Source organism: Adlercreutzia sp. CNCM I-6216, assembly GCF_977113345.1.
The window spans coordinates 1-15,892 of record NZ_CDSBIE010000014.1 but is presented as its reverse complement, the minus strand read 5'-3'; the positions used below and the strand labels follow the sequence as shown (position 1 = coordinate 15,892).

Below are 15,892 nucleotides of genomic sequence, written 5' to 3'. Positions count from 1 at the left end.
GTGATTACCTCTCTTCGTACTCGATTTCCGCGTCGAAGGCCCACACCCAGCGCCCCTGCTCGTCCCATCGGAGCTGGCGGGGGGTCTCGGCCGAGTTCGACACGAGGCGGTAGGAGCCGTCGCGCGACTCCAGCGCGCCGGCCTTGTTGAGGGCGCGGGAGGCGTCGTCGGCGTCGGCGATGGCCTCCTCCTCGCACATGCGCTTCACGATCACGGTCAGGCGAAGCGTCACGGTGCCGCTGCCGTCCCAGTACCGCTTGCCCGGCACGGGCATGCCGCACGTCAGCACGGTGGCCTCGGGGCGGCGGTAGGAGTCGGCCATGGAGAGGGACACCGGCTTGCCCAGCGTCCCCTCCAGGACGCCTCTGGCCACGTCCACGGCGTCGATTCTCGCGCTCATCGCATCTTCCCTTCGTAGATGGCCGCCACGTAGTCCATCCACTGCGGCAGCCTGTCGCGCGCCCACGCCTCGTCCCAGTGGTCGGTGGTGCCGTCCGTGGTGTGGGCGTGGGGCAGGTAGTACTGGTTGGCGGCGTAGGGCGTTGCCCACACGAGCAGCCCCGCCCGGAACTGGCTGGCGATCTGCCCCGAGGCCCGCAGCACGCCCTCGTCCATGGGGACGTAGCGGCGGATCTCGAACTCGGCGCGCATCGCCGCCTCCTCCAGGATGTCGCCGCGCATCTTCTCCACGGCCCGAAGGCCCGACAGATCGACCGTCACGCTCATCCCAGGGCCACCTCCCAGTGGTGCACGCGCCCCATGCCGTCCGGGCACGGGACGCAGGACGTGGCGGCCACGGGCGGCGAGCCGTCAACGCTCACGAGCGACCCGGCGGGGACGGCGAGCGCCCCCTCGGTGCTCACGGCGTCGATGAACAGCGTGCCCTTGGGGCCGTCCCGCAGCTGGTACTCGGTGGCCCGCACGTCGTCGGAGGACTCGAAGCGCACGAAGCGCATACTCCGCTCCTCCCCGTAGCGGCCGCCGAAGCCGCCGTCGTCCAGCGGCTCGCGCACGGTGCACGAAGAGGGGAGCATGCGGCGGGGGATGGGCCTCATAGCGCCAGCCCCTGGTAGAGCAGCCCCGATCCCACCAGCTCGCGCCGTGCCGCAGCGCGAACCTCGTCTCGCCACGGCGACGATCCCGGCGCGGGCGACGATGCCGAGTAGGAGAACTTTCCGAGCGTGACGGACTCCGTGCCCTCGCCTATCCCGTGGGAGAACCCGTAGGCGGCGTCCACGGACACGGCCGCCATGACGGCGCGCTTCCAGGCGTCCTCCCTCGCCGGAGTGTCCACGGGGGCGTACCCGACGATGGAGGCCACCTCGGCCTCGGCGCAGCGGAGCGCCGCCCCGAAGGCGTCTTCGTCCACGGGGCCGTATGCGTCCTCGTAGTCCTCGACTGTTATCTCGGGGCGGCCCATCGCCTAGCCCTCGGCCTTCTCGGCCGCCGCCTTGGGCGCGGTCTTGGCGGCCGGCTTCTTGCCGCTCGTCGCTGGTTTCGCTGCGGTCTTGTCGCTCGCGACGGCCTTCTCGGCCGCCGCCTTGGGCGCGGTCACGCGGACGGTCTTGCCAGCCACGGTCTTTCCGACGGTTCGCATGCTCTCCTCCTTACTCGGCATGGGTGCCGTAGATGAGTTCCTTCTTGTTCTTGTAGACCCACAGGTCGTGGAACAGGCGGTACTGCCACTTGTGGGCGTCGTCGTCCTGGTTCACGTCCGGGGCGAAGTAGCGCAGCTTCGCGAGGCGCGAGAGCGCGGCCACGGCCGACGGGTGGACCACCTGGAAGTTGATGGCCTTGCCCTGCCCGGAAAGCTCGTAGTAGTCGCCCAGGCTCTCCTTCGCCGGGCTCGCCACCTTCGTGTAGGTCTCGCCGGACTTCGTGTAATAGTCCTTCCCGCTCACGATGTCGGTGTCGGCGGTCTTGCGGTAGCCGCCGGATGCGATCTTGTAGCCTCCGGCCTCCTCGCCGGTGGTAGTGCCGTCTAGCAGGTCGATGGCGGTCATGAAGCGGCTCGCCGGGATGACGCGGATGCGCATGTCGTCGAAGGTGTCGAACGTGCCGTTCGGAGCCTCGCCCTGGCCCATGCGGTAGGGCTGCGCCTTGCGCAGCAGGCCCTTGTACTTGGAGGTGCAGTACAGGATGCAGCCGGACAGCTGCACGCCGTTGTCCTCCATGCACTCCTCCGCGAGCAGCAGGTCGTCGAACGCCTGCTGCGGGGTGGTGTAGGTCGCCGCCTCCATGTTCGCCGCGTTCTCCGCCATGCGCGCGAAGCGGATGGCGTCGATCTCGGGGATGACCTTCTCGCGGTTGAACTCGGACATGAGGTTGGCGGTGACGATGCGCAGGCGCTCGGCGTCGTCGAGCTCGTCGATGACGAACTCGCGGTCGCGCTCGAACTCGAGCTGGTAGGGCGTCCACTTCAGCTCGGCGCCGCCGCGCACGAACCCGCGCCCGCGCACGTGGTCTGCCAGGCCGTCCATGGCGATGGTGGCAACGTCGATGACGCCGGCCCCGGTCATCTCGCCGAGGAGGTCCTGGTTCATGTTGAGGTCGGCGGTGCAGGTGCCGACGGTGATCTGCTGGTCGAGGCGCGTGGTGTACTTCTCGACCATGTTCCCCAGATTGTTCTGTGCCATCTAGGAGTGCCTTTCTCTCTAAACGCCGAAGATCTTGTCCAGCTTCTCGTCCATGGCCTTGGACGCTCCCGCAGGGGGCTTGCCCGTGCTGCCGGTTTGCTTCGGCTTCTCTCCGAACAGGTATGGGCACGATTCCTTGAGCTTGGCGACGTCGCCGTCGAAGTCGGCCAGGCGCGCCTTGGCGGCCTTCACGTCCACGCAGCCGGACATCTCCAGCTTGTGGGCCGTGCGCTCCTCGGCCTGCTCGGCCCGGAGCTTGTCGATCTCGGCCTTGAGGTCGGCGCGTCCCTCCTCGGTCTTCGCCGCCTCCTCGAGCTTTCCCTCCAGCTCGGCGATCTTGGCGTCCCTCTCCGCGATCTCGCGGTCGTGGCGCTCCTTGTTGATGCCGGGCTGTCCGTGGGAGTCCTTGACGTCTCCGTCGTCCGGGCCGCCCTTGCCGCCGTCGGGCTTCGGGTCGGCCGGCTCCGCGCCCGTCGGCTCGGTGCCGCCCTGCGGCTCTCTCTCCTTGGCCTCGTCGCCCAAATTCTCTCCTGCCATTTCCTGCTCCTTTCATCCCAGGTTTGTTCGCGCGGTTCTCTCCGCAGTGGGTGGGTTTTTCGCGCTATCCCAAGCAGGGAGCAGTATCTGAGAGGTGTCGCCAGGGGGTTCCGGGCAAAAGAAAGGCCCCGCCGTTGCGGGGCCGTGGACGGGGCGCCGTAACGCTTGCCGTCATTACCGTAGGATGCGACTATGCGGATGCCATGGCACGGGCGAGGAACTCCTCGCACGGGGCGAGGTCGTAGTGCTCAACGTGGTAGGTGTCCCGGGAGGTCCAGGAGAAGGTGCCGTCATCGAACGCGAGGTAGTCGATGCCGATCTTCGTCTCGCCGGTCACGGCGTCGTCGAAGAAGCCGGCGGCTACCGCCTTGCGGCGGAAGGAGCGCATATAGGAAAGCAGGGCCTCCTTCTCGCCCGGTGCGTAGTCGCGGGTTGCGAGGTCGCCCTTGCTCTCGTAGTCTGTGAACGCGTCGGTCATCGCTTCCTCCTCGGGTCGAATTGTACCATGCTTCCAGTGTTCTCGCCCTTCCTCTTGCCGATGGTGAAGGATCCGTCGTCGTAGAGCCACAGCATCCCGTCGGGCGCCGTCACTGCCGCGCCGAGCTCGTCGGCGAGCCTTTGCGCGAAGCACTCGCCGCGCTCGTCCGCGCGCCCCGTGTGGCAGGACAGCAGCCTCACCGGCTCCCCGTGGTAGTCGTCCCTCGATCGCAGCACGTCGGCGATCAGGCGGGCGTCGGCCCTTTCGAGGTAGGGGAGCGCGATCTGCGGCGATCCGTGCATCACCACGTCGTAGCGGCCCTCCTCCTTCCTCGCCGCGTGCGTGGCGCGGCCGATGCGCCCAAGCTCGTCGCGGTCGAACACGGGGTACTTGGCGCGCAGGCACTTCTCCTTCAGCGCCGTCCTCTCCATGGCCCTCTTCCTGGATGCCGCGCTGACCGCGAGGCCGCCCTTCGGCATGTCGCCGGCCCACTCGCGGTCGGGCTTGCGGTGCAGCACTGGCTTCCCGGTCTTGCTCTTCGCGTTGGCGGCGCCGATGTACTCGCGCATCTTCTCCTGGCGCCGCTGCAACTTCTGCTTCGCCTTAAGGTACTCGGCCAGGTTCGCGTCGCTCTTGTCGCGGTCGTAGAGCATCCTCGCGCCGCGCAGCTCGCGCTTCGCCTCGCGTATCTTGCGCTCGCGGTACCGCTGCCCCTGGGTCAGCTCGTACACCTCGTCGTTGGGAAGCCCGCTGGCGGTCTTCGGGTCGGGATCGTACATACGGGGCGCGCCGTGCCGGTAGGGGCCGAAGCTGTGGCGGCAGTTCGCGCCGAGAAGGCCGTCCACGTTGCCGTATCCTGTTGCCGATCTGAGGTCGGGATACACCGTTCCGTCGATGACCTGCTCGCCCTCATAGCTGTAGCACTGGCCCTGCCACTCGGCGTGGCTCTTCCTGCTGCCCTCGTGGCTCGACACCTCCACCAGGTCGATGCCAAGCCGCTTCATGCGCTCGATGGTCAGGCGGGCGGCGTCCTGGGCGATCTGGGTGCGCACGTGGCGGCGCACGGCCACGTCGGCCTTGTTGCGCACGGTGACGCGCCCCGTGTCGGCGTCCTGGTAGGTGATGATTTCGATGCCGTCGCGCTCCAGCTTGCGCACAGCGCGGTGCAGCGCGGCCTCCCTGTCCGCATCGCCGGAGTTGACGCGGGCGACGGCCTCGATCGAGGCATTGAGGAACGCCTGCTTGGCCCCCTCGGCCATCTGGATGTTGTCGCGGGTCAGCACCTCGGCCATGCCCTTTACCGTGGCGTCGATCTGCGCCGGCCACTCCGACGAGCCGCCGGCCCTGGCCACGTCGTCCTCGTCGGACGCCTCTAGGCACTCCTCCACGACCTCCAGCACGGCGGCGTCGATGTAGGGTCTGAACTCCTCCACCATGCGCCGCAGCTCCTCGGCCTGAGACTGTGCGAGCAGCGCGGCCTCCGTCACGGTGCGGGGCGACTCCCCCCATCCCTCGGCCATGACCCTGGCGAGGTGGTCGAGCATCCGCGCCTCGATCTCGCGGTAGACGGCGGCGACGCGCTCGCCGGCCTCCTCTATCTGATCGGGGGACAGCACTAGTATCCCGGATCGAACGTCGCCTCGGGCAGGAGCGCGCGGGCCTCATCCTCGCTCTTGCCGTAGAACTCGACGAGGTACATCCACTTTGGCACCACGCCGGCGGCGATCTCGGCCATCATGGTCTCCTTCTCGCTCTGGGTGTCGGTGATCACGGAGTCGTCGAACATGACGGACACGGCCCCGAAGTCCTCCTCGATCTCGGCCCCGAGGTGGATGCGGTGGTTGTCCAACAGGGCGCCCACCACGTCCTGGATGCCGCCGCGCAGGGCGTTCTCGTGCTTGCGGACAGTGCGCATCAGCTGGGAGCTGTCGGCCATGACCTCCTTGGCGGTCTTCATGCCGCCGGGCTTGTCGAGCGTGAAGTAGTTCTGGCCGAACCCGCAGGCGTCCCCCATCTCGGCGAGGGACGCGTTCAGCGCGGCCAGCAGCGGCTCGGTGCGGATGTTCGGGGAGAAGGTCTCGATGTAGTTCTTGGCCTCCTTCCCCTCCACCTTGCGGTAGAACATGTCCTCGGCCACCCCGGTCGGCACGACGCGTCCGCCGTCCTCCCCGGTGGAGATCAGCTCGTCGTCGACGAACAGGCGCACGCCCGTCAGGGTGATCTCCTGGATGAAGGCGTCCCATGCTATGTCCACGGCCTTGATCTCGTCCTCGGCGTCCGCGAAGATCGATGCTCCGAAGGGGGAGAGGTCGTCGTGCACGTTCTCGTTCCCCGTCGTGAAGATGCCGAACGGCTTGAAGCGGCTGCGCGTGTCGAAGTCTGCGATGATTCCGCACGACTCGGGGTCGAGCGGCTTCCCGTCGCGCAGCAGCCAGGTGCGCACGTGGTAGGTGCCGGTCTCGACGTCCATCGTCATGAGCTGCACCTGCTCCGCGTCCTTGCCGGCGTCGGTCACCCGCGTGACGAAGGCGCACTCGTAGACGCCTTGGGAGTCGAAGGTCAGCGGGAGCACCATGCGGGCGTCGTAGCGGGGCATGAGGATACGGCGCACCTCGTCGTCGCGCACGTCGAAGGACAGCGCCCACGCGGCTGTGCCCAGCGCGGCGCAGCTCTCGACGACGCGCTGGCCCGTGGGCCAGAAGTTCGATCGCGCCAGGAGGCCGCCGAGCCACTCGTTCGCCAGGGGCTTCTCGACGGACACCTCGGTGTCGTCGGTGAGGATGAGGGAGGCGAGCTCGCGGCATACCCTGCGGGCGGGTTTGAGGGAGTTGCGGCGCCGCTTCCTGCGCGCGCCGCTCGCGTTGACGTAGGGCACCTCGAAGAACGGGTCGGTGCCCGTGTACAGAGCCCTCCACTCCGCTATCTTCCCGTCCATCGTGCGCCTCGGCTCGTACCCCTGCTCGCGGATGAGCCTGACGGCATCGGATGAGATCGTGAACTCGTTCTCGGCCACGCGGCCCCCTTTCGCTCTCTTGCGCGGCTATTCTGCCCCCTCTGTCGCCGGTCGCATGGCCCTGCGGGAGCGGGCCTCGCGCATCATGGCGTAGCGCACGGAGTCGATGCCGTGGTCGTTGCCGTCGGGGATGGAGTTGAGCCACTCTCCGTCCGCGTTCCTCTCGTACTGCATCTCGCGCACCTCCTTGGCCAGGCGGGGGCAGCGGGCCGGGTCGATGACCCACTCCACCGACTGCAGGAAGCGATAGGAGCGGTCGCGCATGCCGCCCTTCTGCGCGGCGCGGGCGTTCACCCCGGCGTCCCTCTGCGCCGAGATGGTGCCCGGCTCGGCGTCGTCCGAGCGCACGGGCAGGCTGTGGAAGGCCGCGTCCTCGCCCTCCCAGTCGGCCCATGTGAGCGCGATGCGTATCCGCTCCGCCTGCTCCCACGGCTGCAGCTTGTTGCCCGAGTCCTCGTACCAGGTGACCAGGCGGCGCCTTGCGGGCTGCCACTCGGATATGGTGAAGTGCCACGGGTCCGGGTACCATCCGAAGTCCTGGCCGCAGCGCAGGTTGTCGAACGCCGCAGTCTCATCGTCGGTCACCTCGCGGAACACGGCGTTGTCGAACACGTCGCCTCCCACTCCCACCGGGATGCCCAGGTACTCGTGCTCGTAGGCCCTGGGGTCGGTCTCCCTCAGGGCCTCGGCATCTGCTATGAACTGCTCGCCCAGCCACTCCCTTGGGGCGTCCAGGTAGGTTGATCGGAACACCCTCTCGCCGCGCGCCTCCATATCGGCGCAGTGCTCGTTGATCCAGCAGGTCTTCGAGCGGGGCGGGTTGAAGGAGTAGAGGCGCACGAACTCCGAGCCGCCGCGCGTGAGCGACTGGTTGACCATGCGGATCTCCGCCATGCCCCGGAACATGTCGGCCTCCTCGAACCAGCCGATGCCGATGTGCCCGAAGGGGACCTTGACGGATTTGATCTTCTTGGGGTTGTCGCAGCCCCGGAACAAAATGAGCTGGCCCGTGGACTTCTTGCGGATGCGCAGGGTCGAGTCGGGCATGTCGTAGTCGTCCTGCAGCCCCATCATGTTGATGGCCCACACCACCTGGGCGTAGGCCGAGTCGCGCAGCGAGTTCTTGTAGCGCATGAGCACCAGCCCGTGCTGGTCGGGATGGCGCTCAACCCAGTAGACCAGCTCCAGGGCAGCGAATGACGACTTCATGGAGCCTCGGCCGCCGCCCAGCCACACGTCGGTGATGCCGCCCGCGGAGATGAGCCTGTGGGGCTCGAGGAACGATGGGGCGATCAGGAGGCCGAAGTCGGCCACGAATGCGGGCCGCGCCTCGGGCTCGTCCTCGGGGAGCCATTTCAGAAGGGCCTCGTTGCTCCTGATGGCCGCGCTGGACGCTGCCCCGTAGCTCGCCGGGTCGGCGTCGTGGGCGCGCTCGTAGGCGTCCTCCGCGAGGTCGGCCAGCCGCTCTATCACCTGCGCCCTGGTGATGCGCGCCTCCTTGGCGGCGGACTCCCGGAGTTGGGACAGCCTACCCAAAACCTCACTATCGTGCTCCAGCTCGCTGGCGCGACTGTCTACCGTGCCCTCATGCCACTTCCTGGACGCCGGGTACGCCTCGCGGTACGCCTGGCGCTGCGTGAGACCGCGGCACCTGGCGAGGCAGTAGGCCTCCTGCTTGGGCGTCAGCACCGGTTCTCCCGATGCGGCGTGACGCGCTCGCACCACGGGCACCACATGGTCTTGATGTGGTTCCTCTCGCGCTTGCGGTTGTTCTGCCGGCGGATGGGGAAAGAGCCCCCGCACCGGAGGCAGTAGAGCATGCTCCTGGGCATCGGGCCTCCTCTCTCTGGGCTGTATGGTGCGAAAGGTGTCGCCGGAAAGGGGACGGACCGCCCGGATGGACGGCCCGCCAGATAGGAGGGGGAGGGGGGAAGGAATGACTAGGAAGCCCCTCCGCGCCCCCATAGTCCCCCAGGTGTCGCTACTCGCACCTCCTAACCTCGTCCATCGCCATCCAGCACACCAGCCCCAGTGGCACCAGCACCGCCGCGAGGGCGGCGCGGGCTAGCACTGGGCCTCCTCGGTCGGCGGCTCGTAGAAGTCGTCCGTCCTCACGATCTCGGCGATCACGTTGTCCTCGCCCGTCAGCATCACTTGGAGAACCACCACCGGCTCCTCGCCGTTGACGTATTCGTACCTCGTATTCTCGAAGCCGTATCCGCCGCTGTAAGTGCGATTCGCCCTCTTCTCGAAGTCGAACCTGTACGTCGGGCATGGCCCCATCAGCTTCTCGCCCACGGGCGAGTCCTTGTGGAACCAGGCGAACACGCTCTTCGGATGGCTCTTGCACAAATTGCCAGAGACAGCGTTGAAGTTGAGGTTGTGGTGGTGCGTGGACGACGCGTCCACCTTCGGAGTGACTTTGTACGTGTTGAGCATCACGCCACCACCTTCGCGCCGCAGTTCGGGCAGTGCTTCAGCTCATCGGTCATTAGTCGACACCTCTCCCTCTCCCTCGATCCAAACGGATGCCTCTTTCCCGTCGGCGTAGAGATCGACGGTATTCGTCGGGCCGTCCTTGCTGGTGTTCAGCCACGGAGACCCGCAGCAGCCGCAGCCGCCGATCTCGTAGCCGTACTTTCCGCACAGGTCGCGAAGCTCAGCCAGGAAGCCCAACAACTTATCGCGCTCGTCATCGCTCATCGGTCGCCTCCTCGCCCTCGTCGCTGACCCAGCACTTCACGGACTCGTCGCACATCTCGCAGCAGATGTCCTCGCACCAGCCGTCGGGAACCCAGTCGTGCTCGGCCGGGCAGTAGCACCACAGCATCAGAAAACTCCTTTCCCCGCGCCCCAGCAGCACCAGTCGCTCGGGCGCACGTACTTGCGGACTACTTGGCAGTAGTCGTGCGCATAGATCGACTCGGCTCCCCAGTTGACGCAGTCGCTGCATCGCACCAGCTCGCCATTGTCGATCCACACGTCCTCGCTGTGCTCGACGCCCGCGTACTGCATGACGCGCTCGTCTCCTATCTCGTAGGCGCTCATCACTCCTCCTCCAACCACTCGCTCATCTTTCGTCTCCTCTCAGATCGCCGGCGAGGTACCTGCACTCCTTGCAGCAGGGGTGCGGCTCGTCGTTCTCTTTCGAGGTCTGGAATCCCAGGCACTCGCCCGTCTCGGCGAATCGGCTGAACCTCATCGCCCCCTTGCATCCCCGAATCGGGATGACGAAGCAGTCCGAGGGCTTCCGCGCGAACCGCCTCATCGCGCCTCCTCCAGCCACTTGTCCACGGTCTTCACCGGGATGCCGCAGGCCTCGGCCACGGCCTTCTCCAACTTCGCGCCCTCCGACTGCTCCCAGCCGGGTAGGAGGGCCACGCCGTCGTAGAGGTTGGCGAGCTTTCCCTTTCGGTAGGAGTACGTGCGATCCGTTAGTCTATTAAGCAGCACGGCCATGGCCTCATCATGCGGAGTTCCCTCCTCAACGAAGTCGTGCGGGATGTCAGCGATATATCCCTTGTGCTCGTACCACAGCTTTCGTCTCGCTTCCTTGAACGCCTCGCGGTTGTTGTCCTCGATGCCCGTCACGGGGCCGGAGATGTAGAGCCTAGTCATTGCCTTCCTCCTTGAGTATCGCAAGCGCCCGCTCCAACATCGGAGCGTCGAAGTAACCGAAATGGCACTCGGCGACTGGGATTCCCAGCCTGCTCGCGAGCCGCGCGTACCTCTCGCGGCGCTCGGCGTTCGTCTCCCACGTGCGGTCGAACAGCTCATGGCACTCCATCTTCAGTCTGCGCATCCGCTTGTCGGCGAGGATTCCCATGGCCTCCCTCGGGCGCGGCCCGTGGGTGCCGACGTAGGCCCCGCAGCTCTCGCAGAGATAGCACCAGCCGCTCCCGTACCTACTGCCGTAGACGCGGGCGTTGGAGACGTAGGACACCTTGCCCCCGCAGATGTTGCAGACAGTCGGATGCTTCGGCGGCGTCATTGCTCTCCCCCTCTCAGGTCGCGCCCGCACATGGGGCAGTAGCTGATCTCGGCGTGATGCCATGTACTGGCATCCCACAGCACCGTTTCAATCGCTAACGTAAACCTGCCACCAAGCGAAGGGTCGTAGTCAACGAATACGTCGGTTTGCTCGTTATCAAGACGCACCTCGATGATCGGCTCGGGCTCTTCGCCGCAGTACTCGCACACGGCTACTCGCCTCCCTTCCGGGCGTCAAGATCGGCCTGCCTGCGGGCTATGTCCATGCCCTGGGCGATCCAGCAGTTGAGCACGCCGTACCGATCGCTCGGCCTCTTCCCGTCGATCTCGGCTGGGCAGTCTCCGCAGAGGAAGCCAACGCACCTCCAGTACTCGTTGCCTTTCTTCCCTTTGTCCTCGTCGATGCGCTCCTGGGTGTCGGGAGGGGTGTGGGTGAGGTTGCAGCAGTCTATGCACGGAGACCATCTTCCGTCATCCCATTTGACATATGCGGTCGAGTCGTCGTTCATAGAACTCACGGTGCCCTCGATGCCGCTGAGTATCCCCCACACCGTCTCGCCCACCACGATGGGCAGCCCGTCGGCCCCCAGCGCCTCGGGGGCGGGGCGCTTCACGCGTTCGCTCTTCGCTCCGAACTGCACGTCCCACAGCTTTGGGCTTGTCTCGTCCTCGTACTTGTCCGGCTCGAATTCCCAGCTCCCGTCCATGTACACGCGGTACGTGGCCAAAGCTCCGATTTCCTCCATGTCCGAGATTTGTACCGGCTCACCGTCCTCGAAGCGGGGGCGCGGTAGGAAGCATCGGTGCAGGTAGTCGCGGAACTTCTCTCCGTCTCGCGGCTCGGGCCAGTCATATCCGCACTTGATCGCATTACGGAACCACCACATGGGCTTCTTGGACTCGCGAATTGCATCTTTCCGGGCCTCGGAAAGCTCGGCATCGATCTTGTCAGCAATGGCGACCAAGGTATTTGCCAAATCTATCGAATAGCTCGTCTCGTTTTCAACAACGCAGAACATTTCCCTGAGCAAATTGATGCTGTCAGCCATGTTGAGGTACTCTAAACTTCGTTGATGCGTCTCTATCGAGCTGGCCGTATTCCGCAGCAGCTCCGATGCGGTCATGTCCTTGGGGTCTTTATCGGTCATGGTCTCCCTCCTTCATCCATTCGCGCTCTTCCCTTGCGCGGCGGCTGGCGAAATCCTCGTAGCTCTCTCGCGGCTCCTCGCGCCTTTCTTTCGGAGGCTCCCAGTAGGGCTCCCGGTCTTTATCGGTCATGGTCTCCTTCCTCTCTGATTTCGTCCCATGCGAGGTCATCGTCCATCTCCGGAGGCTCCCCGTCGAAGTCGCCGCAGTCGTCCGAATCGTCTGGCCTTGTGAACTCGTCGGCGTAGGTGCACCAGCCCCAGCCGCACCCGCAGGGGCACTCGGCCCAGTTGAGGCAGCGGTCGCACCATCGGCGGGGAACGGGCGCATCGGTAGGCTCCAGGGGCAGGTCGGGCACGTCCGTCATCGCAGCCGCCTCCACCCGTCCATTCCCAGGGCCGTCAGGTAGTCGCACCCCTCGTCCAGGAGCAGGTACTCCCAGTGGCCGCCCTCGTAGGGGGCGGGGAAGTGCGCGAGCGACGTGTCCAGGCCGCGCACCTCCGACCAGCGGAAGTGCAGCCGGCCCTCGTGGGCCAGGCCGTGGCAGTAGGGCGTCCCGTCGGCGTCAAGCCGGTTGTTGCCGAAGCCGCACAGCGTGATGGTCGGCTTGCGCACCTCCCGGCCGTTGGCGTCGAAGAGCTTCCCGGCTCCCCGCCGCACGGGGTGGTGCTGCTCCAGGGGGGATGTGCGGCCGCAGATCGGGCAGTAGGGGAGCTTCACGCTGGGCCTTCCCATCAGCGGCCACCACATCTGCGGCAGCGTGGTCTTGCCGATCATTGAAGCCTCCAATCTTTGTCGTCCATCACGACGTCATCGGTCGTCTCCTTGAGCCGGCTGGCTATGGCGACGCCGGCCCCTCCCTGGCTCACCCGGTTGGCCACGTCGTTGCGGGGGAAGTTGCTCGTCACGATGATGGGGCGCGGGTGCGCCATGGTCTGCTGGTTGTAGCGGTCGTTGAACAGGTCGAACAGCTTCTCGGCGGCCCTAGGGGTCGCCGCGCCCTCCTTGCCCAGGTCGTCCACGACGAGCAGGTCGCACTTTGCGAGCCCGGCAAGCAGGTCCCTCTGGCCCTCGCCGAACTCGCGCAGCTCGTCCAGCAGCTTTGAGGCCACGGCGAAGCGGACGGACAGCCCGTTGCGCAGGCAGATCAGCGCGGCGGCGCAGGCGAGCGTGGTCTTCCCGCTGCCGTTGCGGCCGTGCAGGTAGATCCCGTCCCCCGCGCTGACCCTCTGCGCGAGCCTCGCGGCCCATGGGTGGGCCGCGTCGCGGTAGCGCGGCGGGATGCCGCTCTGCTCGACCTTCCGCTCCCAGGCGGCAGCGGCGGCGGCCTCGTCGCCGCGCCTGCGCTCGGTCTCCCACTTGGCCCTGGCCGCCTCGGCCCCGGGGCACCCGCACGGCTCCCACCCGGCGAACACCTTGCGCCCGTTGAGATCGGCGGTGAGGGGCGACAGGACACGCCCGCAGTGGGCGCACGGCTTGGGATCGGGGACGAAGCCCCTACGCGTACTCCGCATACCGCTCCGCCTCCTCCCGGTTGGCCATGGACTGGGCCATGTACTGCTCGAAGTGGTCAGGGCTGAACAGCGTGTTGGGCGTCAGGATGCCCTTCCAGCGGGTGCCGGCCACGTCGTCGCGCTTGAAGGCGACCATGGCCCGCACCTGATCGACGCTGAACCGGCCCTCGGCCGCCGCCAGCGTGCGCCCGCACTCGGAGGGCATCCGGGTGAAGGGAGTGCCCAGCTCGTCGTTGAGGGCGGCGAGGCACAGTAGGGGGAAATCGCCAACCGGCTCCGTGGGGGGACAGTAGGGGGGATACTCTGTATCTTCCTTTACTTCTTCCTTTGTTAGCGTTGGGATGTCTTCCGGCTGCGCTTCGGCTATCTCTCGGTTGGTACTCGGTTGCGATTCGGTTAGCGTTCGGCTGGCGCTTTTCCTCGCCCTCGGGCGTGGCTTGCTGCCGCGCTGCGACTGGTTGCGGGACTCTTCGAGCGAGTAGCGGATGCCGGCGAAGCCGACCTCCGCCGCCTCGGTCTTGAACTCGGGCTCCACTCCCTTGTAGTAGAACTCGATGATCGCCGCGTAGAACTCCTGCCGCGCGCGCTTCGAGCGCATCTTGTCGCCCGTCTTGAAGTATCCGTCCAGAAAGTTCATGCGCGCCTCCTAGAACGGTATGTCGTCGTCGGACAGGGGCAGCTGCTCCTCCACGACCTCGTACTCCGGCTCGGGCTGCCCAAGGCCGTCTACGATGGTCACGGCGGCGGCGATGTCGGCCTCGTCGTAGGCCTCGGGCGGCTTGGAGATGATCTCCCGAACCTTGGCCATGGCGTCCGCCACCGGGACGCCCCGCTCGTCGCGGGCGCGGATGAGCGCCAGCTTGTAGGCGTCGATGGGGGCCTGGGGAGTGGGAGGGGCCTGCACCGTCTCGGCTGCCGGCGCTTGCCGCACCGTCTCCACGCTCTCGACGGCCGGGGGCTCGTACGACTGCGGCGCGGCCTGATCCATCTCCTCGGCCCCGTACATTCCGCGCATCTCCTCCGGGTACATCCCCCGCCAGCCCTGGCACTTCGCCACCTTCTCGATCATCATGGCCGGCCGGCTCTTCCAGTTGCCCCAGCCGGTGGTGTAGTCGGCGAGGGAGACGCGGACGACGAACGGATGCGATCGCTTCTTCGAGTAGACGCGGGCCCAGCCGCCCAAAAGGGTCTGCCCCAAGTTGGGGAAGAAGGCGGCGCCGGGCACCTCCGTCACGCGGCCCTGGCTGTCGGCCACGATGATCCCGCTCTCTATGCCGTCGTAGTCGTCGTGCGAGCAGGCGATCTTGTTGAAGACGTGGTAGCTCGTGATGATGGAGGCCTGGAAGTTCCCCGTCTTCTTGTCCCGGAAACCGACCAGGTACGCGTCCTTCGCGCCGATGGGGTCGAGCTTGTGAGCCTGGCAGAACGCGAGGAAGAGGGACACGTCGCGCGGGGATGCCTCTGGGCACACCAGGTCGCGCACCTCCTTCTCGCCGAACTCGACCATCTGGCCGTCGTCGGCCTCGAACTTCACGATCTCGCTACTCATGGCGCACCTCCCCCTCGAACCTGATTGCGGCGCCGGTGATGCCCAGGCCCTTGAGGGCGGCGGCCACCTGCTGGGCGAGCGTGCGGGTGCCCTCGAACTGCGTGGACAGCGACCAGCGGCAGACGGGATCCGGCTCGGGCTCCGGGATGGGGGCGGCCATCGGCTGCGGCGCGGGCTCCGGTGCGGGGCTCGGCGCCGGTGCGGCCATGGGGGCCGGCTTCGGCTCCGGCTCGGGAGCCTGGGCCGCCACGGCCGCCTGGGCCGCCCGGAACTCCTCCATGCGGGCGCGCTCCTCCTCCAGCTCGCTGTTGCGCTTGATGGCCTCCACGAAGGAGAGCGTCTCGCAGAAGCGCGCCACGGCCTCGTCCTTGAACGGCAGGTCGAGCTTCATGATCTGGCTGTAGGCGTCCAGCGCCTCGGCGGCCTTGTCGGCGAGCTTGCCGCAGGCCCACTCCTCGGACTTCTTGGGCGCCAGCCACTCGCTCTCGATGAATGACTCCAGCGGGATGAGCCCGGCGACGGGGCCGGCCACGGCCTCGTACTCCTTCTGCAGGGCGGCTCGCCGGCCGTCCTTGAACGCCTTCTCGCCGGCCTTGAACTGCGCGTCGATGTCGTCGCGGGCGGTGTCGATGATGCCGATGATGCCCTTGACGCGGCCCTCGAACGCGGCCATGGGGGCCATGTAGGCGTCCTTGATGCGCTTGAGGTCGGCCTTGATGGGGTCCTTCATCTTGTTGAGGTCGGCGCGGGCCTTGCGGGCCTCCTTGCGGCGCTCGTCGTCGTCGTACTCGATGACCGCGCCACGGTACGGCGCCACCTGGGACTCCACCCATGCCTCCACCGCCGCCAGGTTGTCGTCGATGACGGCCGGCGTGTAGGTCACGGACAGATCGCTCGTCGGCTCCTCGATCACCTCGGCGGTCACCTCCATGTTAGCGCTACCGTAATAATCGCCGATTGGGCCCCCGCTTCCCGCCAATCGCGCCACCGCACAGGCGCCGATCGCGCTACCGGACTTTGGCCGGCGGC

Annotated in this window: 26 protein-coding genes; all 26 read right to left on the bottom strand. The window is 66.9% G+C overall.

Annotated features, from left to right (window positions below):
• Positions 1-4: 4 nt before the first annotated feature.
• Positions 5-400, bottom strand: a complete 396-nt coding sequence (locus ACYVRU_RS10575; protein WP_461186133.1) for a minor capsid protein — start codon at positions 398-400, stop codon at positions 5-7.
• Entirely contained in the window at positions 397-726 is a 330-nt protein-coding gene (locus ACYVRU_RS10570) for a minor capsid protein (protein WP_303148446.1), read from the bottom strand. The genes ACYVRU_RS10575 and ACYVRU_RS10570 overlap by 4 nt, the downstream gene beginning before the upstream one ends.
• Positions 723-1,055 (bottom strand): putative minor capsid protein, encoded by a 333-nt coding sequence (locus ACYVRU_RS10565; protein ID WP_418380795.1) that lies wholly within the window; start codon positions 1,053-1,055, stop codon positions 723-725. The genes ACYVRU_RS10570 and ACYVRU_RS10565 overlap by 4 nt, the downstream gene beginning before the upstream one ends.
• On the bottom strand, positions 1,052-1,420 hold the full coding sequence (locus ACYVRU_RS10560; protein WP_418380796.1) for a head-tail connector protein: 369 nt from the start codon (positions 1,418-1,420) through the stop codon (positions 1,052-1,054). Before ACYVRU_RS10560 ends, ACYVRU_RS10565 begins: the two co-directional genes overlap by 4 nt.
• Positions 1,421-1,423: 3 nt before the next feature.
• A complete protein-coding gene (locus tag ACYVRU_RS10555; RefSeq protein WP_330037442.1) occupies positions 1,424-1,597 on the bottom strand; it encodes a hypothetical protein in 174 nt (57 codons plus the stop codon).
• A 10-nt stretch (positions 1,598-1,607) separates the two neighbouring features.
• Positions 1,608-2,636, bottom strand: a complete 1,029-nt coding sequence (locus tag ACYVRU_RS10550) for a hypothetical protein (protein ID WP_461186132.1) — start codon at positions 2,634-2,636, stop codon at positions 1,608-1,610.
• An 18-nt stretch (positions 2,637-2,654) separates the two neighbouring features.
• Positions 2,655-3,173, bottom strand: coding sequence for a hypothetical protein (locus ACYVRU_RS10545; protein WP_461186131.1), 519 nt, complete (start codon positions 3,171-3,173; stop codon positions 2,655-2,657).
• Between the two features lie 190 nt (positions 3,174-3,363).
• Positions 3,364-3,651, bottom strand: coding sequence for a hypothetical protein (locus tag ACYVRU_RS10540; protein ID WP_461186130.1), 288 nt, complete (start codon positions 3,649-3,651; stop codon positions 3,364-3,366).
• On the bottom strand, positions 3,648-5,267 hold the full coding sequence (locus ACYVRU_RS10535; RefSeq protein WP_461186129.1) for a phage minor capsid protein: 1,620 nt from the start codon (positions 5,265-5,267) through the stop codon (positions 3,648-3,650). Before ACYVRU_RS10535 ends, ACYVRU_RS10540 begins: the two co-directional genes overlap by 4 nt.
• Positions 5,267-6,664, bottom strand: coding sequence for a phage portal protein (locus ACYVRU_RS10530; protein WP_418380800.1), 1,398 nt, complete (start codon positions 6,662-6,664; stop codon positions 5,267-5,269). The genes ACYVRU_RS10535 and ACYVRU_RS10530 overlap by 1 nt, the downstream gene beginning before the upstream one ends.
• A 27-nt stretch (positions 6,665-6,691) precedes the next feature.
• On the bottom strand, positions 6,692-8,353 hold the full coding sequence (locus ACYVRU_RS10525) for a phage terminase large subunit (RefSeq protein WP_418380801.1): 1,662 nt from the start codon (positions 8,351-8,353) through the stop codon (positions 6,692-6,694).
• Entirely contained in the window at positions 8,347-8,496 is a 150-nt protein-coding gene (locus ACYVRU_RS10520; protein ID WP_418380802.1) for a hypothetical protein, read from the bottom strand. The genes ACYVRU_RS10525 and ACYVRU_RS10520 overlap by 7 nt, the downstream gene beginning before the upstream one ends.
• A gap of 232 nt (positions 8,497-8,728) precedes the next feature.
• Complete coding sequence (locus ACYVRU_RS10515) at positions 8,729-9,103, bottom strand: hypothetical protein (RefSeq protein ID WP_461186128.1); 375 nt, start codon at positions 9,101-9,103, stop codon at positions 8,729-8,731.
• A 42-nt stretch (positions 9,104-9,145) separates the two neighbouring features.
• Positions 9,146-9,367 (bottom strand): hypothetical protein, encoded by a 222-nt coding sequence (locus ACYVRU_RS10510; RefSeq protein WP_461186127.1) that lies wholly within the window; start codon positions 9,365-9,367, stop codon positions 9,146-9,148.
• Positions 9,357-9,494: a hypothetical protein gene (locus ACYVRU_RS10505; RefSeq protein ID WP_461186126.1), complete on the bottom strand. Its 138-nt coding sequence runs from the start codon at positions 9,492-9,494 to the stop codon at positions 9,357-9,359. The genes ACYVRU_RS10510 and ACYVRU_RS10505 overlap by 11 nt, the downstream gene beginning before the upstream one ends.
• On the bottom strand, positions 9,494-9,712 hold the full coding sequence (locus tag ACYVRU_RS10500) for a hypothetical protein (RefSeq protein ID WP_461186125.1): 219 nt from the start codon (positions 9,710-9,712) through the stop codon (positions 9,494-9,496). The genes ACYVRU_RS10505 and ACYVRU_RS10500 overlap by 1 nt, the downstream gene beginning before the upstream one ends.
• A gap of 216 nt (positions 9,713-9,928) precedes the next feature.
• Positions 9,929-10,282, bottom strand: a complete 354-nt coding sequence (locus ACYVRU_RS10495; RefSeq protein WP_461186124.1) for a DUF4406 domain-containing protein — start codon at positions 10,280-10,282, stop codon at positions 9,929-9,931.
• On the bottom strand, positions 10,275-10,655 hold the full coding sequence (locus ACYVRU_RS10490) for a zinc-finger-containing protein (protein WP_461186123.1): 381 nt from the start codon (positions 10,653-10,655) through the stop codon (positions 10,275-10,277). Before ACYVRU_RS10490 ends, ACYVRU_RS10495 begins: the two co-directional genes overlap by 8 nt.
• Complete coding sequence (locus tag ACYVRU_RS10485; RefSeq protein ID WP_461186122.1) at positions 10,652-10,864, bottom strand: hypothetical protein; 213 nt, start codon at positions 10,862-10,864, stop codon at positions 10,652-10,654. Before ACYVRU_RS10485 ends, ACYVRU_RS10490 begins: the two co-directional genes overlap by 4 nt.
• Positions 10,865-10,866: 2 nt before the next feature.
• Positions 10,867-11,802: a hypothetical protein gene (locus tag ACYVRU_RS10480; RefSeq protein WP_461186121.1), complete on the bottom strand. Its 936-nt coding sequence runs from the start codon at positions 11,800-11,802 to the stop codon at positions 10,867-10,869.
• A gap of 119 nt (positions 11,803-11,921) precedes the next feature.
• Entirely contained in the window at positions 11,922-12,167 is a 246-nt protein-coding gene (locus tag ACYVRU_RS10475; RefSeq protein ID WP_461186120.1) for a hypothetical protein, read from the bottom strand.
• The gene (locus ACYVRU_RS10470; RefSeq protein ID WP_461186119.1) at positions 12,164-12,577 is read right to left on the bottom strand and encodes a hypothetical protein; all 414 of its coding nucleotides are present in this window, start codon (positions 12,575-12,577) and stop codon (positions 12,164-12,166) included. Before ACYVRU_RS10470 ends, ACYVRU_RS10475 begins: the two co-directional genes overlap by 4 nt.
• Positions 12,574-13,314: an ATP-binding protein gene (locus ACYVRU_RS10465; protein ID WP_461186118.1), complete on the bottom strand. Its 741-nt coding sequence runs from the start codon at positions 13,312-13,314 to the stop codon at positions 12,574-12,576. The genes ACYVRU_RS10470 and ACYVRU_RS10465 overlap by 4 nt, the downstream gene beginning before the upstream one ends.
• On the bottom strand, positions 13,298-13,951 hold the full coding sequence (locus ACYVRU_RS10460) for a hypothetical protein (RefSeq protein ID WP_461186117.1): 654 nt from the start codon (positions 13,949-13,951) through the stop codon (positions 13,298-13,300). Before ACYVRU_RS10460 ends, ACYVRU_RS10465 begins: the two co-directional genes overlap by 17 nt.
• A 9-nt stretch (positions 13,952-13,960) precedes the next feature.
• Positions 13,961-14,863: a phage recombination protein Bet gene (bet, locus tag ACYVRU_RS10455; RefSeq protein WP_461186116.1), complete on the bottom strand. Its 903-nt coding sequence runs from the start codon at positions 14,861-14,863 to the stop codon at positions 13,961-13,963.
• On the bottom strand, positions 14,856-15,892 hold a 1,037-nt coding region (locus ACYVRU_RS10450; protein ID WP_461186115.1), incomplete at its 5' end, for a DUF1351 domain-containing protein. The genes bet and ACYVRU_RS10450, both read right to left, overlap by 8 nt.